General features: G+C 69.4%; 18 protein-coding genes and 1 pseudogene. 10 read left to right on the forward strand and 9 right to left on the reverse strand.

Features of this window, described 5'->3' with window-relative positions:
* The 3 genes and pseudogenes from B0W88_RS34640 to B0W88_RS05650 form a co-directional block, all read right to left on the reverse strand.
* Positions 1–202, reverse strand: a pseudogene (locus tag B0W88_RS34640) (histone); the annotation flags it as partial.
* 283 nt (positions 203–485) lie between these two features.
* Positions 486–965, reverse strand: coding sequence for a peroxiredoxin (locus B0W88_RS05645; protein ID WP_077033684.1), 480 nt, complete (start codon positions 963–965; stop codon positions 486–488).
* A 118-nt stretch (positions 966–1,083) separates the two neighbouring features.
* On the reverse strand, positions 1,084–1,488 hold the full coding sequence (locus B0W88_RS05650; protein ID WP_233151632.1) for an Mth938-like domain-containing protein: 405 nt from the start codon (positions 1,486–1,488) through the stop codon (positions 1,084–1,086).
* 119 nt (positions 1,489–1,607) lie between these two features.
* Between B0W88_RS05650 and B0W88_RS05655 the strand changes: the two genes are divergently transcribed.
* From B0W88_RS05655 to B0W88_RS05680, 6 genes are read left to right on the forward strand one after another with little or no spacing between them, the layout of a single operon-like run.
* A complete protein-coding gene (locus B0W88_RS05655; RefSeq protein ID WP_077033686.1) occupies positions 1,608–2,834 on the forward strand; it encodes a pyridoxal phosphate-dependent aminotransferase in 1,227 nt (408 codons plus the stop codon).
* Between the two features lie 34 nt (positions 2,835–2,868).
* A complete protein-coding gene (locus B0W88_RS05660; RefSeq protein WP_077033687.1) occupies positions 2,869–4,179 on the forward strand; it encodes a homoserine dehydrogenase in 1,311 nt (436 codons plus the stop codon).
* On the forward strand, positions 4,179–5,570 hold the full coding sequence (gene thrC / locus B0W88_RS05665; RefSeq protein ID WP_077033688.1) for a threonine synthase: 1,392 nt from the start codon (positions 4,179–4,181) through the stop codon (positions 5,568–5,570). Before B0W88_RS05660 ends, thrC begins: the two co-directional genes overlap by 1 nt.
* Positions 5,563–6,777 carry a gephyrin-like molybdotransferase Glp gene (gene glp / locus B0W88_RS05670; protein WP_077033689.1) on the forward strand — a complete coding sequence of 405 codons (1,215 nt, stop codon included), beginning with the start codon at positions 5,563–5,565 and terminating at the stop codon, positions 6,775–6,777. The genes thrC and glp overlap by 8 nt, the downstream gene beginning before the upstream one ends.
* Positions 6,774–7,025, forward strand: coding sequence for a MoaD/ThiS family protein (locus tag B0W88_RS05675; protein ID WP_077033690.1), 252 nt, complete (start codon positions 6,774–6,776; stop codon positions 7,023–7,025). Before glp ends, B0W88_RS05675 begins: the two co-directional genes overlap by 4 nt.
* A gap of 8 nt (positions 7,026–7,033) precedes the next feature.
* Positions 7,034–7,408 (forward strand): S-adenosylmethionine decarboxylase family protein, encoded by a 375-nt coding sequence (locus B0W88_RS05680; RefSeq protein ID WP_077033691.1) that lies wholly within the window; start codon positions 7,034–7,036, stop codon positions 7,406–7,408.
* Between the two features lies 1 nt (position 7,409).
* On the opposite strand, the gene soxR is transcribed toward B0W88_RS05680, so the two are convergent.
* Positions 7,410–7,880, reverse strand: a complete 471-nt coding sequence (gene soxR / locus B0W88_RS05685; protein WP_077033692.1) for a redox-sensitive transcriptional activator SoxR — start codon at positions 7,878–7,880, stop codon at positions 7,410–7,412.
* A gap of 75 nt (positions 7,881–7,955) precedes the next feature.
* Here soxR and B0W88_RS05690 point away from each other — a divergent pair, with 75 nt between their 5' ends.
* Positions 7,956–8,972 carry a questin oxidase family protein gene (locus tag B0W88_RS05690; protein ID WP_077033693.1) on the forward strand — a complete coding sequence of 339 codons (1,017 nt, stop codon included), beginning with the start codon at positions 7,956–7,958 and terminating at the stop codon, positions 8,970–8,972.
* On the opposite strand, the gene B0W88_RS05695 is transcribed toward B0W88_RS05690, so the two are convergent.
* From B0W88_RS05695 to B0W88_RS05715, 5 genes are all read right to left on the reverse strand, one after another.
* On the reverse strand, positions 8,933–10,396 hold the full coding sequence (locus B0W88_RS05695) for an FAD-dependent oxidoreductase (RefSeq protein WP_233151633.1): 1,464 nt from the start codon (positions 10,394–10,396) through the stop codon (positions 8,933–8,935). The two genes, B0W88_RS05690 and B0W88_RS05695, sit on opposite strands and share 40 nt — an antisense overlap.
* Positions 10,397–10,500: 104 nt before the next feature.
* Positions 10,501–12,060 carry a polyamine aminopropyltransferase gene (locus tag B0W88_RS05700; RefSeq protein WP_077033694.1) on the reverse strand — a complete coding sequence of 520 codons (1,560 nt, stop codon included), beginning with the start codon at positions 12,058–12,060 and terminating at the stop codon, positions 10,501–10,503.
* 158 nt (positions 12,061–12,218) lie between these two features.
* Positions 12,219–12,443: a DUF350 domain-containing protein gene (locus B0W88_RS05705; RefSeq protein ID WP_077033695.1), complete on the reverse strand. Its 225-nt coding sequence runs from the start codon at positions 12,441–12,443 to the stop codon at positions 12,219–12,221.
* A 33-nt stretch (positions 12,444–12,476) separates the two neighbouring features.
* Complete coding sequence (locus tag B0W88_RS05710; RefSeq protein WP_077033696.1) at positions 12,477–14,072, reverse strand: DUF4178 domain-containing protein; 1,596 nt, start codon at positions 14,070–14,072, stop codon at positions 12,477–12,479.
* A 4-nt stretch (positions 14,073–14,076) separates the two neighbouring features.
* Positions 14,077–15,120, reverse strand: coding sequence for an SPFH domain-containing protein (locus B0W88_RS05715; RefSeq protein WP_077033697.1), 1,044 nt, complete (start codon positions 15,118–15,120; stop codon positions 14,077–14,079).
* Between the two features lie 153 nt (positions 15,121–15,273).
* Between B0W88_RS05715 and B0W88_RS05720 the strand changes: the two genes are divergently transcribed.
* The 3 genes from B0W88_RS05720 to B0W88_RS05730 are packed head-to-tail and all read left to right on the forward strand — an operon-like array spanning position 15,274 to position 16,489.
* On the forward strand, positions 15,274–15,753 hold the full coding sequence (locus B0W88_RS05720; protein ID WP_077033698.1) for a molybdenum cofactor biosynthesis protein MoaE: 480 nt from the start codon (positions 15,274–15,276) through the stop codon (positions 15,751–15,753).
* Positions 15,750–16,136, forward strand: a complete 387-nt coding sequence (gene crcB, locus B0W88_RS05725) for a fluoride efflux transporter CrcB (RefSeq protein ID WP_144006624.1) — start codon at positions 15,750–15,752, stop codon at positions 16,134–16,136. Before B0W88_RS05720 ends, crcB begins: the two co-directional genes overlap by 4 nt.
* The gene (locus tag B0W88_RS05730; RefSeq protein WP_077033699.1) at positions 16,133–16,489 is read left to right on the forward strand and encodes a hypothetical protein; all 357 of its coding nucleotides are present in this window, start codon (positions 16,133–16,135) and stop codon (positions 16,487–16,489) included. Before crcB ends, B0W88_RS05730 begins: the two co-directional genes overlap by 4 nt.
* Positions 16,490–16,568 lie beyond the last annotated feature (79 nt).

Here is a 16,568-nt window from a genome sequence, read left to right on the forward strand (position 1 = left end):
GGGCGGGGGGCTGCGGCGCCGGGACTGCTGCGGGCTGCACGGCCAGTTTCAGGACCGGGGCTGGCTTGGCCTCGGGGCTGGCGGCGACTGCGGAGACCGGTTTTCGGGCGGCGGGGTCCGGTTTGCTGACCGCCAGATTGGTTTCAAAGGCGGTGGCTTCGAGGCGGCTGGCGCGTTTGGTCGGGGCTTTTGGCAGTGGCATGTGTGGGGTCGAAGCGGTCGGTGACAGCGAAGGCCTGCCCGGGCGCCTGAAAGCAAAGAGCCGCACAGTCGCCTGTGCGGCTCTTTGGGGCGATCAGGTTTCCAGCAACTGCGTGGGGCTCGGGCATGAAACCCATTATGCACACCGCGGCGGGGGCCAAATTGCCCGCGGTGCCGACACAACAAAGCCGGCGTGAAATCCTTCAGCGCCGGCTTTTGGAGGATACTGGACGGCTGACGTCGAGATTCGACGTTAGGGCCCTATCCGAGAGGGATCCGGATGGTCAGGCCGCGGCCTTCTGCAGGCCCTTGACGGCCTTCAGCACTTCCTCGACGTGGCCGGCGACCTTGATGCCGCGCCATTCTTCGCGCAGCACGCCGCTGGCGTCGATCAGGAAGGTGGAGCGCTCGATGCCCTTGACCTTCTTGCCGTACATGATCTTGTTCTTGACCACGCCGAACATGTGGCAGAGCTTCTCTTCGGTGTCGGCGATCAGTTCGAAGGGCAGTTCCAGGTTCTGCTTGAACTTGTCGTGCGAGGCCATGTTGTCGCGGGACACGCCCAGGACGACGGCGCCGGCCTTGACGAATTCCTTGTGATGGTCGCGGAACTGCATCGCTTCGGTCGTGCAACCGGGCGTGTTGTCCTTCGGGTAGAAATACAGGACGACGGCGCGGCCGAGGTAGGTGCTGGGCGTGAACTTCACGCCGCCGGTTGCAAGGGCTTCAATTTCCGGGAGGGGTTTGTTGAGCGCTGGCGTCATGTGTCGTTCTGAGATATGTTGTAACCAGGGGACCCCTGGTAAGCAATAGCCTGCAATTATACGTGGATCGGCGCCCGGTCGCCCGAAGGGGTGCTCGGATCCCCCTTGCTTGGCCGTCTCATTCACATTCCAGCAACAAGGCGGCCAGCACGGCACGCCCCTCGCTTGCCAGGACGTTGTAGGTGCGGCAGGCCGCCGCCAGGTCCATCGTCTCGATGCCGATGCGGGCTTCGATGAGGCTCCGGTACAGCGCGGGGCGGGGGAAGCGGATCTTCGCGCCGCTGCCGAAGATCACCAGTTCCGGCTTGAGCGCCAGGATCTGCGCGAAATGGGCCTCGGTCAAGTCCTCAAAACGCGCCACCGGCCAGGCCTGCACCACCCCGGCCCAGGGCACCAGCAGGCTCTGCTTGTGCGGCTCGCCGTTGACCCAGACACACTGGCCGTCGTGCCGGGAAATCGTGTTGCCGCCCTGCGGCTGATCGAGTTGGAACTTCATGGATTCGCTTGGTTCGTGAAACGCCATGGCCCGCTTCGCGGACCGGCGAGGCTGGGGCCTGCGTCGCCTCAGATTGGGTGCTAACCCTGTGTTTAAATGCCAGATCCTGCCTGACGCCCCCGCATTTTCTCCAGAGGAGTTGCCTGTTGAAGCCGATCGCCAAGTCCAGCAAGCTGGCCAATGTCTCCTACGACATCCGTGGACCCGTGCTCGACAAGGCGCGAGCGATGGAGGAGGAAGGCCAGAAGATCATCAAGCTGAACATCGGCAACGTGGCCGCGTTCGGGCTGGAGCCGCCGGACGAGATTGTGCAGGACATGATCCGCAATCTGTCCTCGGCCTCGGGCTATACCGACTCCAAGGGCCTGTTCGCCCCGCGCAAGGCGGTCGTCCACTACTGCCAGGAGAAGGGCATCAAGGGCGTCAGCGTCGATGACGTCTACCTCGGCAACGGCGCCTCGGAGCTGATCCAGATGGCGATCAACGCGCTGGTCAACGACGGCGACGAGATCCTGATCCCGGCGCCCGACTTCCCGCTGTACACGGCGGTCGTGGGCCTCTCCGGCGGCCGCCCGGTGCACTACATCTGCGACGAGCAATCCGGCTGGCTGCCCGACATCGAGGACATCCGCGCCAAGATCACGCCGCGGACGCGCGGGATCATGGTTTGCAACCCGAACAACCCGACCGGCGCGCTGTACCCCACGCCGCTGCTGCTCGAGATCATCGAGCTGGCCCGCCAGCACCAGCTGATCGTCTTCGCCGACGAGATCTACGACAAGACGCTGTACGACGGCAACGTCCACACCAGCATGGCCTCGCTGGCCGACGACGTGCTGTTCGTGACCTTCAACGGCCTGTCCAAGAACTACCGCAGCTGCGGCTACCGCGCCGGCTGGATGATCGTTTCCGGCGAGAAACGCCATGCCCGCGACTACATCGAGGGCCTGAACATGCTGGCCTCGCTGCGCCTGTGCTCGAACACGCCGGGCCAGCTCGCGATCCAGACCGCGCTGGGCGGCTACCAGAGCATCAAGGATCTTGTCGCGCCGAGCGGCCGCCTGTGCCGCCAGCGCGACCTGGCCTACGAGCTGCTGACGCAGATCCCGGGCGTGTCGGTGGTCAAGCCCAAGGCCGCGCTGTACATGTTCCCGCGCCTGGATCCCAAGATCTACCCGATCGAGGACGACCAGCAGTTCGCCTACGAGCTGCTGGCCGAGGAGAAGGTGCTGATCGTCCAGGGCACCGGCTTCAACTGGATCGCGCCGGACCATTTCCGCCTGGTCTTCCTGCCCAATGTCGACGACCTGACCGAAGCGGTCGGCCGCATCGACCGCTTCCTCTCGCACTACCGCCGGCGCTTCAGCCGCTGAACGAATCCATCCTGTTGTCTCAAGAGAAACTCCCATGAAAGCGATCAAAGTCGGCCTGCTCGGCATCGGCACCGTCGGCGGCGGCACCTTCCAGGTGCTGCGCCGCAACCAGGAGGAGATCCGCGGCCGCGCGGGCCGCGGCATCGAGATTGCGATGGTGGCCGACCTGGACGTCGAACGCGCCCGCGGCATCGTCGGCGACAGCGTGCCGGTGGTGAACGATGCCCGCCAGGTGATCGCCAACCCGGAGATCGACATCGTCGTCGAGCTGATCGGCGGCTACGGCATCGCCCGCGCGCTGGTGCTGGAGGCGATCGCCGCCGGCAAGCATGTGGTCACTGCAAACAAGGCCTTGCTTGCGGTGCATGGCACCGAGATCTTTGCTGCGGCGCGCGAGAAGGGCGTCGTCGTCGCCTTCGAGGCGGCGGTGGCCGGCGGCATCCCGATCATCAAGGCGCTGCGCGAGGGCCTGACCGCCAACCGCATCGAATGGATCGCCGGCATCATCAACGGCACCACCAACTTCATCCTCTCGGAGATGCGTGGCAAGGGCCTGGACTTCGCCACCGTGCTGAAGGAAGCCCAGCGCCTGGGCTATGCCGAGGCCGACCCGACCTTCGACATCGAGGGCGTGGACGCCGCCCACAAGCTGACGCTGATGAGCGCCATCGCCTTCGGCGTGCCGGTGCAGTTCGACAAGGCCCATGTCGAGGGCATCACCCAGCTGCAGGCCGCCGACATCAAGTACGCCGAACAGCTCGGCTACCGCATCAAGCTGCTGGGCGTGACCCGCCGCCGTGACAAGGGCATCGAGCTGCGCGTACATCCGACGCTGATCCCTGCAGCCCGGCTGATCGCCAACGTCGAAGGCGCGATGAACGCGGTCGTCGTCCAGGGCGACGCCGTCGGCACCACGCTCTACTACGGCAAGGGCGCGGGCGCCGAGCCCACGGCCTCGGCCGTCATCGCCGACCTGGTGGACATCACCCGCCTGGCCACCGCCGACCCCGACCACCGCGTGCCCCACCTGGCCTTCCAGCCGGAGGCGATGAGCAGCACGCCGATCCTGCCGATCGCCGAGGTGCAGACCTCCTTCTACCTGCGCCTGCGCGTGGCCGACCAGGCCGGCGTGCTGTCGCGCGTGACGACCATCCTGGCCGAGCACGACATCTCGATCGACGCGATGCTGCAGCGCGAAGCCGCCGAGGGCGAGAGCCAGACCGACCTGGTCATCCTGACGCACCAGACCAGCGAAGGCCGCATGAACACCGCGCTGGCGCAGATGCAGGCGCTGCCGACCGTGCTGGCCAACATCGTCAAGCTGCGCAAGGAAGAGCTGGCCTGATGCGTTACGTTTCCACCCGCGGCGATCGGACCGAACGCCGCTTCTGCGACATCCTGCTCGAGGGCCTCGCGCCGGACGGCGGCCTCTACATGCCCGTCAGCTACCCGCAGGTCGACGACGCGACGCTGACGAAGTGGCGCGGCCTCAGCTACGCCGAGCTGGCCTTCGAGATCCTGTCGCTGTACATCGACGACATCCCGGCCGAGGACCTGCGCGCGCTGGTGAACCGCACCTACACAGAGAAGGTGTTCGGCACGCCCGAGATCACGCCGCTGAAGACGCTTGAGCCCGGCCTGGCTCTGGAAGCCCTGTCCAACGGCCCGACGCTGGCCTTCAAGGACATGGCGATGCAGCTGCTCGGTGGCCTGTTCGAGTACGAGCTGGGCCGCCGCGGCGAGACGCTGAACATTCTCGGCGCTACCTCGGGCGATACCGGCAGCGCCGCCGAGTACGCGATGCGCGGCAAGGCCGGCGTCAACGTCTTCATGCTGAGCCCGCACGGCCGCATGAGCCCCTTCCAGCAGGCGCAGATGTTCAGCCTGCAGGACGCCAACATCCACAACATCGCCGTCACCGGGGTGTTCGACGACTGCCAGGACATCGTCAAGGCCGTCTCCAACGATCTCGACTTCAAGCGCAAGTACAAGATCGGCACCGTCAACTCGATCAACTGGGCACGCCTGCTGGCCCAGGTCGTCTACTACTTCGCCGGCTGGCTGCAGGCCACGAAGACCAACGACGAGAAGGTCGCCTTCACCGTGCCCTCGGGCAATTTCGGCAATGTCTGCGCCGGCCACGTGGCGCGGATGATGGGCCTGCCGATCGAGAAGCTGGTCGTCGCCACCAACGAGAACGACGTGCTCGACGAGTTCTTCCGCACCGGCCACTACCGGGTGCGCGGTGCGGCGGACACCTTCGAGACGTCCAGCCCTTCGATGGACATCTCCAAGGCCAGCAACTTCGAGCGCTTCGTGTTCGACCTGCTGGGGCGGGATGGCGCGCGAGTCAAGGCGCTGTTCGGCAACGCCGAATTCAAGCTGACCGAGGCCGAGCATGCGCACATCGCGCAATTCGGCTTCGTCTCGGGCGCCAGCACTCACGCCGACCGCGTGTCGACGATCCGCTGGTGCTACGAGGCCTTCGGCCAGCTCATCGACACCCACACGGCCGACGGCCTGAAAGTGGCCTTGCAGTACCGGCAAGCGGATGTGCCGATGCTGGTGCTGGAGACCGCACTGCCTGCCAAGTTCGCATCGACCATCGTCGAGGCGCTGGGCATCGAGCCGCCGCGGCCCGCGGGGCTGGAGCACATCGAGTCGCTGCCCAAGCGGGTCACCGTGATGCCGGTGGATGCCGGCGCGATCAAGGACTTCATCGCCAGCCATGTCTGAGCCCCGCAAGCCGCTGCTGAGCCTGGACGACGCGCTGGCTGCGCTGCTGGCGGCCGTGGGGCCGCTGGGTCGCGGTGAGAGCGTCTCGACCTTCGATGCGCTGGGCCGCGTGCTGGCGGCCGACGTCGTCTCGCAACTCGACGTGCCGCCCGCCGACAACACCGCGATGGACGGCTATGCGCTGCGTGCCGCCGACGTGGCGCCGGGCCGCGTGCTGAGCGTCAGCCAGCGCATCCCGGCCGGCAGCGTGCCCGTCGCGCTCGTCCCCGGGACGGCTGCGCGGATCTTCACCGGCGCACAGATTCCCGCCGGTGCCGACAGCGTCGTGATGCAGGAGGACTGCGAAGCGGTCGACGGTGGCGGCGTGCGCGTCAAGGGCGAGGTCCGGCTGGGCCAGCACATCCGCCGCCGCGGCGAGGACGTGCAGCAGGGCGCCACCGTGCTGGCCGCCGGCGCGCGGCTGAATGCCGCCTCGCTGGGCCTGGCCGCCTCGGTCGGCGCCGCCTGGCTGCAGGTGGCCGTTCGGCCGCGGGTGGCGCTGTTCTCCACCGGCGACGAACTGGTGATGCCCGGCGAGCCGCTGAAGCCCGGCGCCATCTACAACTCCAACCGCTTCACGCTGCGCGGCCTGCTGCAGGCGCTGGGCTGCGAGGTGGTGGACCTGGGCATCGTGCCCGACAAGCTCGACGCCACCCGTGCCGCGCTGCGCGAGGCTGCCGCGCGGGCCGACCTGATCGTCACCAGCGGCGGCGTGTCCGTCGGCGAGGAGGATCACCTGCGCCCCGCCGTGCAAGCCGAGGGCCGGCTGGACCTGTGGCAGATCGCGCTCAAGCCCGGCAAGCCGCTCGCCTTCGGGCAGGTGGCCGAGGCCTTCTTCATCGGCCTGCCGGGCAACCCGGTGTCCAGCCTCGTGACCTTCCTGATGCTGGTGCGGCCGGTGATCCTGCGCCTGCAGGGCGCGGCGGTGCTGGCGCCGAGACGCTACGGCATGCGCGCCGATTTCCACTGGCCGAAGCCGGACCGCCGCCGCGAGTTCCTGCGCGCGCGCATCAACGAGGCCGGCGGCCTGGATCTGTTCCCGAACCAGAGCTCCGGCGTGCTGACCTCGGCCGTCTGGGGCGACGGGCTGGTGGACAACCCGCCCGGCCAGGCGATTGCCGCAGGCGATGTCGTGCAGTTCATTCCGTTCACCGAGTTGCTGGCATGAGCGTCACCATCCGCTATTTCGCCTCGCTGCGCGAGGCGCTCGGCAGCAGCGAAACCTTCGACTGGACGCCGGGCCTGACCGTGGGCAGCGTGCGCGATCGCCTGCTGGCCCGCGGCGAGCCCCACGCCTCGGCGCTGGCGCGCACGCGCGCGGTCCGCTGCGCGCTGAACCAGCAACTGGCCCGCGAGGAAGCGGCCGTCGCGGACGGCGCCGAGCTGGCCTTCTTCCCGCCCGTCACCGGCGGCTGAAGCCTGCCATGCAGGGCCTGCTGCTGACGGCCGATCTCAGCGGAGTCGATCCCGCGCTGCCCGCGATGCGCGATGTGCAGGCGCTGCGTGCGCTGTGTGTCGACGCCGTCGCTGCCGCGGGCCTGGCTGGCGTGGCGGAACTCTTCCATCGCTTCACCCCGGCGCCGGGCTTCGAGCAGAGCGGCGTCACCGGCGTCGTGCTGCTGGCCGAGTCGCACCTCGCGGTGCACACCTGGCCCGAACTCGGCGGGGTGACCCTGGACGTCCACGTCTGCAATTTCGGGCAGGACAACAGCGCCAGGGCCGAGGCCTTGATGGCCCGCCTGGTGGCCGCTTTCGCGCCTGCCAGCGTCTCCACGCAGCGGGTGGCGCGGGGCGCTTAGGCTAGTCCTGGGTCTGCGGCTTGTCGCCCAGCAGGTAGCGCGGCCCGCTGCCCTTGGCGGCGGCCTGGTCGCCGGCGTTGTAAAGCGCGCATTTGGTGAGCGAGAGGCAGCCGCAGCCGATGCAGGAGCCCAGCCGGTCACGCAGCCGCGTCAGCGCGGCGATGCGCTCGTCCAGCAGCGGCTGCCAGCCGCGCGCCAGGCGCTGCCAGTCGGCCTGGGTGGGCGTGCGCGCGTCGGGCAGGGTGGCCAGCGCGGCGCGGATCTCGTCCAGTGTCAGCCCTACGGCCTGGGCCGCGCGGATGAAGGCCACGCGCCGCAGTACGCTGCGTGGATAGCGGCGCCGGCCCGAGTCGCTGCGGCCGCTGGTCAGCAGGCCAGCTTCCTCGTAGAAGCGCAGCGCGCTGGCGGCCACGCCGCTGCGGGTGGCCAGCTCGCCGATGGCGATCCAGGGGTCCGCGTTCCTTGCCGGCATGCTCGATCTCCTGTTGACATCAAGTTAGGTTTAACTTGAATTATGCGGGCTCGAACAACGAACGAGAGGAACCCGATGATCGCCGCCACCCTCGACCGCGACCCGCAAACCCTTGCCGCCCATGATGCGGTGCTGCACCACCTGCTGGACGAACGCCTGCCGCCCGAGTTCGGCGGCGGCCTGACCACCCATCTGCCGATGGCCCTGCACGCGCTGCATGCGCTGGGCGCCAGCGAGGCGCAGATGCGGGGCTTCCGTGCCCGCTATGTCCTTCGCTACGAGAGCCGGGCGGCGCTCGAGGCCGCGCCGGCCGAGGACTGGCTGGCGTTGCGTGGCAGCGGGGGCGAGGACACCCATGCGGCCCTGGCCGCCCGTTTCGCGGCGGACCTGGCGCGTGAAGGCCGGACGGCCGTGCTGCGCCGCGTGCTGCCCGACCTGCTGACCGGCGTGGCCGCTGGCGCCTTCCACGGCGTGATCCGGGTCGCCCACGCCGTGCAGGCCGGGCACGACGGCGAACTGGCCGAAGGACTGGCCTACTGGGCCTGGCGCTGGCAGCCGCTGCCCAGGGCCAAGGCGCCGCCGGTGCTGCTGGACGTGCAGGCCTGGTCGCGGCAGCTGATCGAGGCGGCCGAGGGGGCGCTCTTCGTGGCGCCGCTGATCTCGCAACGGATCGAACTGGCATCGCAATCGCCCGCCTATCAGCACCTCGCCGCCGCGCTGGCGCCGCAACCGCGCCTGCTGCCGCAACTGGCCGGCCTGGCGCTGACGCTCTACCTGCAGACCCGCAACCTGACGGCGTTGCACATGATCACCAGCCTGCGTGCGCTGCGGGTGCTGCAGCCCTTCATCGTCACCGGGGCGTCGGTGCAGCCGCTGCTGGTGGCGGCGTTCACGGCCGCCTTCCTGGCCAGCCAGCGGCGCATGCCGCCGCGCACCGTGCCGCGGCTCGACTGGGTGCAGGCGATGGCCGCGGCCTGCGAGGCCGACGACGACCATGCGATCAAGCTCGTCCATGCCTGCCTGGAGGAGTTCGCCGCCTATGGCGACCGGCGCTACCTGGATGCTGCGTGCCTGGCCTTGGCCAGCAACTGAGCCGCCGCCCGCGTGCCCTGCGTGTAGGCCTCCTCGAACACCGAGTAGGCCGACAGGTCCGCGTGGGCGAACAGGAGCCGCCCCGGCAACTGCTGCTGCAGGGCAGCCAGCGCAGGCGACGAGCGGCGGCCGGGCACCGGGATGCTCATGCCGTGGCCCCAGCGCATCAGGTCCGCGCGCTGCAGTTGCTCCGGCAGGTCGGGATGCACCGGCTGCAACTCGGCCAGCACGCGCTGCAGCCAGGCGCGCCAGTCCTCGCGCAGCAGGCCGGCGCGCTGCTTGCGCGGCACCGCACGGTAGGCGCTCAGCACCCGGGCGCCGTCGAGCGGCGCCAGCCCCTGGTGGCCCGCATCCACGTAGCCCAGCGCACTGCCGCCGAAGACGACGTTGTCCCAGGACAGCGGAGCGCCCAGCCGCTGCAACAGCGGGCCGCGCAGTTGCAGGTTGGCGACCAGCCAGGGCGCGTACTGGGCGCCCGCGGCGGCCTCGTGCAGCGCGGGCAGGGCGCCGCCGGTCAGCCGGTCTGCGATGAACAGCGGCGTGGCCATCACCACCTGGCTGGCGATCCAGCGCTCCGGCGCATCGGCGCGCTCGTTCCAGGCCTGCACCGTCACCTCGTGCCGGCCTTCGTCCACGCGCAGCACGGTGCGTGCCGCGTGGATGCGGGCCGGGTCGGCCAGGCGCCGGGCCAGCCAGGCATTGCCCTCGGGCCAGGTCAGCACCGCCTCGCGCTCGCCTGAATCGGCGCCGGGCGGGTGGAAGCCGTGGCGGCTGGCGAAGTAGTGCAGGCCGGCCCAGGCCGAAACCTCGGCTGCGCCGGCGCCGTAGTCGTCGCGGCAGCAGTAGTCGAGATACCAGCGCAGGCGCGGGTCGGTGAGCTGGTGGCCGTCGAGCCAGGCGGCGAAGGTCTGCGCGTCCAGCGCGGCGTGGGCGGGCGTCCAGACGGCGCGCGACGTGGGCATCGCGAAGCCGAGCTCGCGCTGGGCCTCGTCGACGGCGGCGGCCAGCCGCAGGTACTGTCGCGCGGCGGTCGCATCGGCGGGCGCGGGCAGCAGGCCGTCCTGCCATTGGCCATCGATGAAGAGGCGTTCCTGCGGGCTGTGGCAGAGATGCCGCTCGTCGTAGACGGCGCGGCCGAACTGCTGGCGCACCAGGCCCAATTCTTCCAGCAACTGGTAGATCTCGGGCGCGGCCAGGCCCGGCAGCGGCAGGTAGTGGGCGCCCAGCGGGCAGGCCATGCCGCCCATCGAATGGCCGCGGCTGTTGCCGCCGGCCTCGTCTTCCAGTTCCAGCAGGGCGAAGTCGTCCAGGCCGGCCCGCCCCAGCGCCCGCGCGCAGGCCAGGCCGGCGATGCCGCCGCCGACGATCAGCACGCCGGTGCGTCGCAGGGCGCCGGCGGTGCGCTCGGGTAATGCGTTACGCAAGCGGTGTCCGCGCCCGTGGCTGGTGCCGACCCAGCCCCCCGTCACCTCCCGTGTGCTGCAGCCGGCGAGCGCCAGAGGGCTCAGCAGCAGCTCGCGCCGCCCGATCAATGCACCTTGCCCCATTCGGCCTCGAACTCGTGCACCAGCACCTGGTTGGAGAGGCGGTTCACCTCGGTCGGTACCCGCGCCATGTCCAGCGGGAAGTCGAACAGCGCCGGCAGGGTGGCCGGGCTCAGGAAGCGCAGGCCCGCCGGCAGCGCCTGCGGCAGGTGCCAGGGCCGGCGGCTGGCCAGCACGAAGCCCCATTCGCCGAAGCTGGGCACATGGGCGTGGTAGGGCGTGGCGGTGAGGCCGGTGGACTCGATCGTCGTCACCACGGTCCAGAAGCTGCGCCGCGCGATCAGCGGCGAGGTGGTCTGCACGACCGCGTAGCCCGAGGCTGCCAGATGCTGGTCCACCAGCGCGTAGAAGCTGGCGGTGTAGAGCTTGCCGAGCGCGAAGTTGCTGGGGTCGGGGAAGTCGATGACGATCACGTCGAACATCTCGGCCGGGTGCTGCTCCAGCCAGCCGAAGGCGTCGGCGTTGACGATCCGCAGCTTGGGGCTGAGCAAGGCGTCGTGGTTGAGCCCGCGCAGCAGCGGCAGCGTCGAGAACAGCGTGCTCATGTGCGGGTCCAGCTCGACCAGCGTGACCTGTTCGACCGAGGGGTGGCGCAGGATCTCGCGCACCGCCATGCCGTCGCCGCCGCCCAGTACCAGCACCCGCTTCGGCGCGCCCTGCGCCGCCATGGCGGGCTGCACCAGGGCCTCGTGGTAGCGGTACTCGTCGCGCGAGTCGAACTGCAGGTTGCCGTTGAGGAACAGCCGCGTGCCGGCATGCCCCGACGTGACCACGACCCGCTGGTAGGCGCTGCTCTCGCGCACGATGATGTTCTCGCCGTAGAAGCGGTCTTCGGCCCAGGTGCTGAGGCGGTCGGCACCGGCCAGCGCGGCGGCCAGCGCGGCCAGCGTGAGCCCGCAGGCCCACGCGTGCCGCTGCCAGGCGCGCAGCTCGGCGCGGAACATGAACAGCGCCCACACGGCCACCAGCGCGTTCAGCAGGCCGAAGACGATGCCGGTGCGCACCAGGCCCAGCTGCGGCACCAGCAGCAGCGGGAAGGCCAGCGCCACGACCAGGGCGCCCAGGTAGTCGAAGGTGAGCACCTGCGAGACCAGGTCTTTCAATCCCAGACGCTGGTACTTCTTCAGAATCCGCATCACCAGCGGGATCTCCAGGCCCACCAGCGCGCCGACCAGCAGCACCAGGCCGTACAGCAGCGCGCGGAACGGCACCAGCTGTCCCGGCGGCAGCAGGCTGTGCGAGAGGAAAAGCGCCGCCGGCATCAGCCCGCCGACCAGGCCCACCAGCAGCTCCACCGTCAGGAACTGCGCCACCAACTGCCGCTCGACGAAGCGCGACAGCCAGGAACCCAGGCCCATCGCGAACAGGTAGGTGCCGATGACGGTGGAGAACTGCAGCACCGAGTCGCCCAGCAGGTAGCTGGCCAGCGCGCCTGCGGCGAGCTCGTAGACCAGCCCGCAGGCGGCTACGACGAAGACGCTGGCCAGCAGCAGCAGCTCGGCTGGCGCGATGCGGGTGTCGGTGTGTTCTGTGGCGCCGTCCATGTCAGGCGCGGCGTCTGCGGGCCGAGCGCCGGGCCGCCCCAAGCCGGCCCTGCTGGCGATGTGCTCGCGGCTCGATGCCGCGAGCATCGCCGTCCCCTTGGGGGACCGCCCAGTCCCGCCCGCGTTCAGCGCGGCGGGACTGGGCGAGGGGCTCCATTTCACCCATGGATGGCGGCGGAGACGATCATCCCGATCGAGATGCACATGGCGGCCACGACGACCGCCAGCGCCAGGTTCTTCTTTTCGACGATCTCGTCCCAGAGCTTGTAGGGCGTGATCCAGTCGATCAGCACGAAGCAGATCCAGAAGATCGCCACGCCGATCAGCGCGTAGAGGATGGAGCCGGCGACGATCGCGGGCTTGAGCCATTCGATGCCGTTCATGGGTGATGTCTCCCGGTCAGATCAGGTCATGCGTTACTTGTGGCCGCCGCCGCCGCTGCTGTAGCCGCCGTAGGAGCCGCCGCTGCCGCCGCCGTAGTAGGCACCGCCGCCACTGCTGCGGCGGCACTGCAGGTATTCGGCGCTATTGGAGCCGAAGCTGTCGGCATAGGCCTGGCAATCATCGCGGCTGCAGGCCCGCACCAGCACCAGCAGCAGGGGCAACACGACGAAGATCACGATCATCCAGCGCAGGATGCGGCCGGGGCTCAGCGTCGGTGCGGCGTCGCGCTGCAGCGCGGGGATGCGATCGACGGCCAGGCCGAAAGCCCGCGCCACGTCAGCCGCGTCCAGCGCGCCGCCCTGGCTCCAGGTCACCTCCTGCGCGGTCTGCTCGCGGCTGAGCAGCAGCTTGCGGCCGCCGCCGGTGGATTCGTAGTCGACCACCTGGGCGCGTTCGTCGCGCTGCAGCTGCCAGTAGAACTCGCCCAGCACATAGGTCGTCTTCGCCGCGTAGGCGTACTTGCGCCGGTAGCTGCGGGCCTGCCACTGCACCGTGGCACCGCTGCCGGTGGGCGCGCCGGTCAGCGGGCGCACGAGGCTCCAGCCGTCCTCGGCATCGACCAGGAAGACGAAGCCCTCGCTGGCGTTGTAGAGCAGGTACTCGCGCCAGAAGGTGGTCTCCTCGTCGTCGCCGGGCGCGGGGATGTCGCAGCGCTCCTGGTAGCCGACCACCTGCCAGGCAAGGGCGGCGCCGCCGCCATAGGCCAGCGAGCCGATGCTGCCCAGCGCGATCTGCGGCTCGCCGCCATGGGCCTGGGCGAAGTGCTTCAGCTCCGCGCCGACGCCCTGGCTCAGGTCGACGACATGCTGGCATTGCGGGCAGACGATGCTGACGGTGGTGCCGAGGCGCGGCTCCAGCGAGGCGCCGCAGTTGGGGCAGGAGAGGGCGCGCGAGCCGGCCACCGCCTTGGCGCCGCCCGCCTCGCGCAGGCCGCTCATGCGCAGGTCGGCGATGTGCACGGGGCGGCCGATGGACCATTGCGGCGACTGCGGCTGGCTGTAGTCCAGCGTGCCGACCTCGTCGCGCTCGTTGCGCAGCTCGGCGACCAGGAATTCCTGGCCCAGCGCGGGTGGGCGCGGCAGCTCGCCTTGCGCGGCGGCCAGCGAGGCGGTGGTCAGCGCAGCCACGCTCCAATTGCTGCCGGCCAGGGCCAGGCCGGCGCCCAGGCGCAGGCTCTCGGGCGAGGGCGCCGCCTGCCCCAGCGGCGCATCGAAGGCCATCACGAAGCTGCCGTTGTCCTCCGACAGCCAGGCGCTGCGCCCGCCAGCATCGAACAGGGCATGCCACTCGTTCCAACCGCCGTCCGCATAGCGGTACTGCAGCCGGCCGACGATGGTGAAGGCCTCGCCGGCGTAGTGGCCTGCGGCGCCGAGCTGCAGCGGCGAGTAGTCCTCGATCAGCTCGGCGGAGTTGCCGATCTTGCGCAGCGACTCACCGTCGCGCAGCAGCGTGCTGCGGCAGAAGCTGCAGACGGCGCAGGCCGAGGCGGCCGAGGCGAACTCGACCGGGGCTCCGCAGTTGGGGCACAGCGCCTGCCAGCGGCGCTGCGGCGCTGGCGTGGTGGCCAAGTGCTCAGGCCAGCTTCTTCAGCAGCTCGGTCTTCTTGGCGCTGAATTCCTCGTCGGTGAGGATGCCCTTGGCCTTGAGGTCGCCGAGGCGTTCGAGCAGGGCCATGATGGAGTCGGAGGTTTCGGTCGGCGCGCCGGTGACGGCGGCTGCAGGCGCAGCCTGCGCCGGATGGGCGAGGCCCTGGCCCAGTTGCTGCGCCAGCACTTGGCCCAGCGCCACGCCGGCGCCCAGGCCCATCGCGTCGCCGGCGATGCCGCCGCCCTGGCCCACACCCTGGGCCAGCTGCGGGATCGCCTGGGCCGTCTGGTACTGCATGAACTGGCCCATGTTCTGGCCGATCATGCCCATGCCGATGCGCTGGTCCAGGATCTTCTGCAATTCCTCGGGCAGCGAGACGTTCTGCAGCGTGACCGCCTCCAGCTTCAGGCCCAGCTTCTCGAACGAGGGCGAGGTGGCTGCCTGCAGCTGCGCGGCGAACTCAACCTGGTTGGCGGCCAAGTCCAGGAAGGCCAGGCCGGAGCCCGCCACCGCATCGCTGATGTGCTGCAGCATCAGGCCGCGCAGCTGGCCGTCCAGGTCCTGCGTGGTGTAGCGCTCGCGGGTGCCGGAGACTTCCTTGTGAAAGGTCTTGGCGTCGGCGATGCGGTAGCTGAAGTTGCCGAAGCCGCGCAGGCGCACGGCGCCGAAGTCCTTGTCGCGGATGGTGACCGGCTGGGCCGTGCCCCAGCGCTGGTCGACCTGCTGGCGGGTGCTGAAGAAGTAGACGTCGCTCTTGAACGGGGACTCGAATAGCTTGTCCCAGTTCTTCAGGTAGGTGAGGACGGGCAGGGTCTGCGTCGTGAGCTTGTAGGTGCCGGGGGCGAAGACGTCGGCCACGGTGCCTTCGTTGACAAACACGGCGACCTGGGACTCGCGCACCGTCAGCGAGGCGCCGTTCTGGATTTCCATCTCGGCCATCGGGAAGCGCCAGGCCAGGGTGCCGTCGCCGTCCTCGGTCCATTGGATGATGTCAATGAACTGTTTCTTGATGAAGTCCATCAGTCCCATGTCTCAACTCCTGCATGTGGTGCGGCGTCGTGGCCGCAGGGGCGCAGTATCCGACAGTTGACTTAAAGCGGGCTTGGGTCGAGGGGTGAAGATTTCCGGCCCGTGACAAGGTGTCATCCCGAGCCTTGGGGACGCGATGCCACAATGCCGGACATGAGTCGCGTGAGCATCCAGACCCAGGATTTCGACCTCGCCGCCGAGAGCGCCGCGCTGCGCGCCGAGGACGGTGGCATCGGTGCGGTGGTGGCCTTCGTGGGCACCGTGAGGGAAGTGGCCGGCGAGGGGCAGGATGTCTCCGCGATGGAGCTGGAGCACTACCCGGGCATGACCGAGAGCGCCATCGAGGCGATGGTGGACGCGACCTTCGCCCGCTTCGACATCCGCGCCGCCCGCGTGGTCCACCGGGTGGGCCTGCTGCAGGCGCGCGAGCAGATCGTGCTGGTGCTGGTGGCATCCCGGCATCGTGGCCAGGCCTTCCAGGCCTGCGAGTTCCTGATGGACTACCTGAAGACGCAGGCGCCGTTCTGGAAGAAGGAATACACGCCGGATGGTGCGCACTGGGTGGATGCCCGCGTGACCGACGACGAGGCGCTGGCCCGCTGGGGCATCGAGGCAACGGGGAACGCGGGATGATGATGGTGCTGATGCAGGTGCTGGCGGTCTCGGTCGGCGCCTCGATGGGGGCCTTGTCGCGCTGGGGCGCGGGCCTGTGGCTCAACACGAGCTGGCGGGGCTTTCCGCTGGGGACCCTGCTGGTCAATGTGGTCGGCGGGCTGCTGATCGGCATGGCGCTCGAATGGTTCGGCCGCCAGCCCAACGAGTTGCTCAAGCTGCTGCTGGTGACCGGTTTCCTGGGCGGGCTGACGACGTTTTCGTCCTTTTCCGGCGAGTCGCTGTCGCTGCTGCAGCGCGGTGAATTCGGGCTGGCGCTGGCGCACACGACGGTCCATGTGGTGGGCTCGCTGGCCGCGGCCGCGCTGGGCCTGCGGCTGATGCGCCTGGCGCTCGGCGAATGACCGCCCGGCAACTGCGCCGCACCGGCATCGGCATCCTGCTCGCCGGCCTGCTGGCGGCGGGGCTGGTGGCATGGCGGGCTTCGGGCGAGAGCGATCTCTCGCATGGCTATGAGATCGTTGGCGGCCAGGTGTTCGCGAGCGAGCAGTCCGATGCCGCACGCCAGCAGCAGCTGGAGCACATCGGCGGCAAGGCGGCGGTCTGGGCGGTCGAGTTCAACGAATGGATGGGCTCGCTCTGGCATGGCAAGCGGCTTGCCGCGACGGTGGCGGTGCTGGCCGCGGTGGCGATGCTCGCCTGCTTCCATGTGGCCGGCCTGATGGACGATCACCCTGAGGGCGACGCGGACTCTTGAAATTGCCGCGGCGGTGCCTAACTGACGTGGAATCAAGGAGTTAGCAAGATGCGCCCGGAGCACGAAGTGCCGGGGCCTA

The organism is Pelomonas sp. KK5, from assembly GCF_001984095.1.
GTDB lineage: Bacteria > Pseudomonadota > Gammaproteobacteria > Burkholderiales > Burkholderiaceae_C > KK5.